The organism is Mesorhizobium sp. M4B.F.Ca.ET.089.01.1.1, assembly GCF_004022605.1.
Lineage (GTDB): Bacteria > Pseudomonadota > Alphaproteobacteria > Rhizobiales > Rhizobiaceae > Mesorhizobium > Mesorhizobium abyssinicae.
This window is the reverse complement of record NZ_RZOS01000430.1, coordinates 1-4,803: the sequence shown is the minus strand read 5'-3', so window position 1 is coordinate 4,803 and position 4,803 is coordinate 1. Positions and strand designations below refer to the sequence as shown.

3 protein-coding genes, 1 tRNA gene and 2 pseudogenes are annotated in these 4,803 nt (G+C 63.5%); 3 read left to right on the top strand and 3 right to left on the bottom strand.

Annotated elements, in window-relative coordinates:
• Positions 1-80 precede the first annotated feature (80 nt).
• Together EN780_RS27745 and EN780_RS27740 are read left to right on the top strand one after the other, a co-directional pair.
• Positions 81-1,013: a DUF1003 domain-containing protein gene (locus tag EN780_RS27745; protein WP_128275894.1), complete on the top strand. Its 933-nt coding sequence runs from the start codon at positions 81-83 to the stop codon at positions 1,011-1,013.
• 186 nt (positions 1,014-1,199) lie between these two features.
• Positions 1,200-1,276: transfer RNA gene (locus tag EN780_RS27740), tRNA-Arg, on the top strand.
• A 462-nt stretch (positions 1,277-1,738) separates the two neighbouring features.
• On the opposite strand, the gene EN780_RS27730 is transcribed toward EN780_RS27740, so the two are convergent.
• Positions 1,739-2,506: a coniferyl-alcohol dehydrogenase gene (locus tag EN780_RS27730; RefSeq protein ID WP_128275892.1), complete on the bottom strand. Its 768-nt coding sequence runs from the start codon at positions 2,504-2,506 to the stop codon at positions 1,739-1,741.
• A gap of 22 nt (positions 2,507-2,528) precedes the next feature.
• Positions 2,529-4,004, bottom strand: a complete 1,476-nt coding sequence (locus tag EN780_RS27725) for a benzaldehyde dehydrogenase (RefSeq protein WP_210215056.1) — start codon at positions 4,002-4,004, stop codon at positions 2,529-2,531.
• A gap of 417 nt (positions 4,005-4,421) precedes the next feature.
• Between EN780_RS27725 and EN780_RS41400 the strand changes: the two are divergent.
• Positions 4,422-4,535, top strand: a pseudogene (locus EN780_RS41400) (sugar ABC transporter ATP-binding protein); the annotation flags it as partial.
• 61 nt (positions 4,536-4,596) lie between these two features.
• On the opposite strand, the pseudogene EN780_RS27715 reads toward EN780_RS41400, so the two are convergent.
• Positions 4,597-4,803: pseudogene (locus EN780_RS27715) on the bottom strand (SAM-dependent methyltransferase); the annotation flags it as partial.

Here is a 4,803-nt window from a genome sequence, read left to right as displayed (position 1 = left end):
CACCACATTCACAGTCGCGATGGATATGCCGCGCCGGCTTGGCGTATCGTAGCCAAAAGCCGAGAACAGGAGCACTGACCATGGCCGGCGACCCGAAGGCGCAGAAGACGGAAGACGACGAGACCCACTCGGCCGGCGAATATCTCGAGGCCTCCACCTTGCCGGACGACCTGCACGAGGCGGCGGACGACGAGATCCTCGAAGCGCCGGAGGTGCCGGATTCCGAACCGGCCCTGCCCGGGCCCGCCGCGTCGCGGGTCAAACCGAAGAAAAAGCCGTCGGCGATCAGCGGCCGGAAATTCCGCAAGCGCGACCTGGTGCGCATCGACGATTTGCGGCCGAGCCTTTCCGACCGCATCCGCGCCGACCATCCCGACCTGCCGCGCGGCGCCCGCATCAGCCGCGAGGAGCTCGCCCGCTACCGCATGCGCTACATGGAAGAACTGCTGCAGCAGGAGCACGGCGAATTCTCCGAGCTCGACCGCCAGGTGGTCGAATCGATCGCCAGGCAAGACACGATCTCGGAGAACTCGGAAGAGGAGTTCGAGGAGCACAGGTCGTTCGCCGACCGCGTCTCCGACAATATGGCCGAGTTCGGCGGCAGCTGGTGGTTTCTGATCTCGTTCGCGGCCGTGCTTTTGATCTGGATCGGCATCAATCTTTTCGAGGGCATGGCGGGCGCCTTCGACCCCTACCCGTTCATCCTGCTCAACCTGATGCTGTCCTGCATCGCCGCCATCCAGGCGCCGGTGATCATGATGAGCCAGAAGCGGCAGGAAGCAAAAGACCGGCTGCGCTCCTTCAACGACTACCGGGTGAACCTCAAGGCCGAGCTCGAAGTGCGGCACCTGCACGAAAAGCTCGACTATTTGATCTCGCGCCAATGGCAGCGGCTGGCCGAAATGCAGCAGATGCAGCTGGACGCCATGCACGAGCTGACCGGCGCGAAGAAGGTGAAGAGGGCGACAAGAGGGGTGCGGAGGCGGGTGGCGAGGAGCGAGGCGGCGGGGTGAGGCGTCGGAGCAGCAAGGTTGCTGACGACGCAGATACGGCGCAGCCTTGACCGCCACATACGCCCTCGGGAAGCCTAACCGCTCCTGTGGCGTCAAATGCCTTGCCACCCCTATTGCCCGTTGAAGCCTTCGCCTGCTTCCGCTAAGAAGCCGTGGCTGGCCGGTTCACCGGTCGGTTCCCGGGAAGCACCCGTAGCTCAGCTGGATAGAGCGCTGCCCTCCGAAGGCAGAGGTCACAGGTTCGAATCCTGTCGGGTGCGCCAACGGCATGCCCCCTATTGCCTGCGACGCCTCCCCGACGAAGCAAGGTAACCCAGCGCAAGGGTCATAACGGCGACCGCGATCCCGGCGCTGATCACACCTGCCGGTGTTATCCTGGCACTGCCTTGCAAGACAACATGCTTACCCAAACGCAGATCGAAAACCGACTTGATTTCCTCAGGATGTGCGGGGAGCGCGAGGGAAGGTTCTTCCTGGACTGACATTTGAGCCTCCGGTTCGAATGTGCCGCCGCCCGCACATCGGCCGGCGACTAGCGCGCCGACATTTGTGCCGCGGCCGAACGTGCATTCAGTGGTAAGCCTTGAGAATCGATAGGCACCAAAATAATATGGCGGTGCCCAGTTTCATCTCCTGTGGCGCCCCATTTGGCAACCTACGATTTCCTCGATCACTGCGCCAAGCTTACAGCCGCCTCCCACGCCTGCGGTTGAACGCGCGCCGCCTCAGAGATAGGTGGAGGCCAGGCCACCGTCGATCGGCAGGTTGACGCCATTGATCCAACGCGCCGCGTCCGAGCACAGGAAGACGACAGCCGGCGCGATCTCGTCGGCAAAGGCAGGGCGCTTCATTCTGCCGCTGTCAGCCTCGACCCGATCCTGACCAAGCATGGTGATGAAGTCGCCGAGGATTGGCGTAAAGACCGGGCCGGGCGCAACGGAATTCATGCGAATGTCACGCGAGAGGAAGAGCTGCTGCGCCCGCATGAACGTCCAGACGATCAGGGCTTCCTTGAAATATTGATAGCAGGTGTCTTGCGAAACCGGATTCGCAGCCAACCAATCATGACCGGATTGGAAGGTCGCGGTCGTTGCCAGGTCCTTGTGCCGGGCGACGCGTTCCGGCCATGCGGCGCCCAATATCGAGGCGAAGTTGACGATTGCCGCGCCCGGCGAAAGCCTGCCGACCACTGTCTCGGTCAGGTGACGCAGGCCGAGATAGTTGACGCGGGCGACCGTATCCCTGTCAGAGGTGCCCGGCACGCCTGCCGCGTTGACAAGCCCATCGAATTGCGCGGGCAAGGACAAAACGGCCTCGTCGATCGCTTCCGGCTTCGAGAGATCGGCCTTCACGAAGCCATCGAGGGTAACCGTGGGATCATTGCGGTCGATGCCGATTACCCTGGCGCCATGGAAGCGGGCGAGACGGGCGACCTCGGCTCCGATCCCCGAAGACGCGCCCGTGATGACCAGAAGCTTGCTGGAGAGATTCATGGTTCGATCTTTCGTGGATTGGTCAAAATGGATAGGGCGTTGCTTGTTCCTTGACGGAAATCCACATCCACTGCGTGAATTCCTCCCAGATCGCCGGCCCTGAGACGCGGCTGCCATTGCCCGAGCGCCGCCGGCCGCCGAAAGGTGCGTGCGGCCCGGCGTTGACGGTCTGATCGTTGATGTGCAGATGGCCGACCTCCAGTCTTTCGCCAACCGACCGGGCGCGGTCGACGGAAGCCGAAATGACGCCGGCGGCGAGGCCATATTCGGAGCTGTTGACGAGAGCGATCGCTGCCTCTTCGTCGCGGAACGGGGCAATGCAGGCGACGGGCCCGAAGATCTCTTCCTCGAACGCACGCATGCCTCGCTCAATGCCGAACAGAACCGTTGCCGGATAGAAGCGGCCGCTTGCCTTGCCTCCGGCGAGCAGCTTTGCGCCCTTGGCGACGGCATCGTCGACGATGCCCTGGATTCTCTCGACCTGGGCATCGGAAATGATGGGGCCAAGCGCCACCTGATCGGTCGAGGGATCGCCGGCAACCAGGTGTCCGGCTCTGGCGGCAAGGCGCGAAGCAATCGCATCGGCATGCTTCTCGTCGACAAGGATGAGACCGGTCGACATGCAGATCTGGCCCTGATGCAGGAAGCAGCCCCAGGCGGCATTCGACGCCGCGATGTCCGGATCGGCATCATCGAGAATGATCAGGGCGTTCTTGCCGCCGAGCTCGAGCTGAACCTTCTTCAGATGCTTGCCGGCCAGCTCGCCGACCCGGCTCCCGGCGGCCGCCGACCCCGTGAACGAGACCATCGCGATGTTCGCATCCGTGCAGAGGGCCTCGCCGGCGTCAATTCCGCCGGGGACGACATGGAGGACACCTGCGGGCAGGCCCGCTTCCTCGAACAGGCGTGCAATGATGATGCCACCGGAAATCGGCGTGCGCGGATCCGGTTTGTGGACGACGGCGTTGCCTGTCGCCAGGGCGGCGGCAATCGCGCGGACAGAGAGGACAAGTGGAAAATTGAACGGCGAGATAATTCCGACCACGCCGTGCGGCACCCGCCGCGCATGGTTCTGGCGTCCGGCATCCATGGTGGGAAGGGCGATGCCATTCGGCTCGACAGCGGCAGCCGCGGCGTGGCGGATGAAGGCCGCCCCGTGATCGATCTCGATTTGCGCCTTCGCCCGGATGGAGCCGGATTCGCGCATTATCCAGCCGACCAGCTCTTCGCCATTGGCTTCCAGGATATCGGCCGCCTTGTTCAATATGGCCGCGCGCTCGGAGGGACGTTTCGCCGCCCAGGCCGGCTGCGCCAGATAAGCCCCAACCGCGGCTTGCCCGATGTCTGCCGCGCCGCCGACGCCCACCGAGGCCACCAACATGGCGGTCGCGGGATTGCGCACCTCGGCGACGCCGGCAGCCGTCTCACGCCAGCCACCCAGAAATGCCTTGCCGGTCCAGCGCGCCTCGTCGATGAAGCTCCTGCTTTGGATGTTCACTCGTTGATCCTCCCTTGCAAACATTCGCAATTGCTCTGCTGCGCGCGCGGGGCATCTGGTCCTGCCGCTGCCAGCGCCCGCAGCACGTGAATCTTGCCGGAGGCTGTTCGCGGCAACGCCTCAAGCGCACAGAATGTCTTTGGTACTTCGCTTGGTGCAGTGGCTAACGAGCGCGGTGGCATCGAGAATGCAGCCTGGCTCCATCACCAAGACCGGGCCGACTTCATCCCATTACACCGCGACCTCGGCACTGAGTGGCTCCTCCTTGCCATCATTTGCTATGTCAAATAGCATTATTGCTATGCCGCATAGCATAGTATTGCTATCTGTCATAGTCTTTTTTGAGATTCCGGAAAGCCAAGCGGCGCAGAGCGGCGCGCTCGACACATTGGTTGGTTGCAATCTACGCCGGGCCGTATCTTCGCCGTCTCGGACGGCATCGCCGTGCCGAGGCGCGGGGTGCAGGCGGGCGAGCGCAAGATCGCGGAGACCAACCACGACGAGGTCGTCAAGCTGATGGTCGGCGGATAGCTAAACGCCGTTGTTAGCCGCATCCTGCGACGCGAAGTGATTCCACTTGGCTGCAAATGCTCTAGCGAACAACGCCCCGGCAGGCCCAGGCGACATTGGCGAACGAGCGCGGGCCGTCGGGCCGGCCGGCCTGGTAGGCATCGCGGACGGCGGCTTCGGTGCGCGTCCGCTCGGCTTGATCCAGCGTGGACATGTATTTGCCGAGCGGCCCCTCGCCGGCGCCGATCGGCGCCCAGTAGTCGTCGAAATCCGCATAGTCCATGCGGAT

Bases quoted from the DNA above. Each gene is read 5' to 3' on its own strand.
- EN780_RS27745 (WP_128275894.1), top strand. From the start codon at position 81: ATGGCCGGCGACCCGAAGGCGCAGAAGACGGAAGACGACGAGACCCAC.
- EN780_RS27730 (WP_128275892.1), bottom strand. From the start codon at position 2,506: ATGAATCTCTCCAGCAAGCTTCTGGTCATCACGGGCGCGTCTTCGGGG.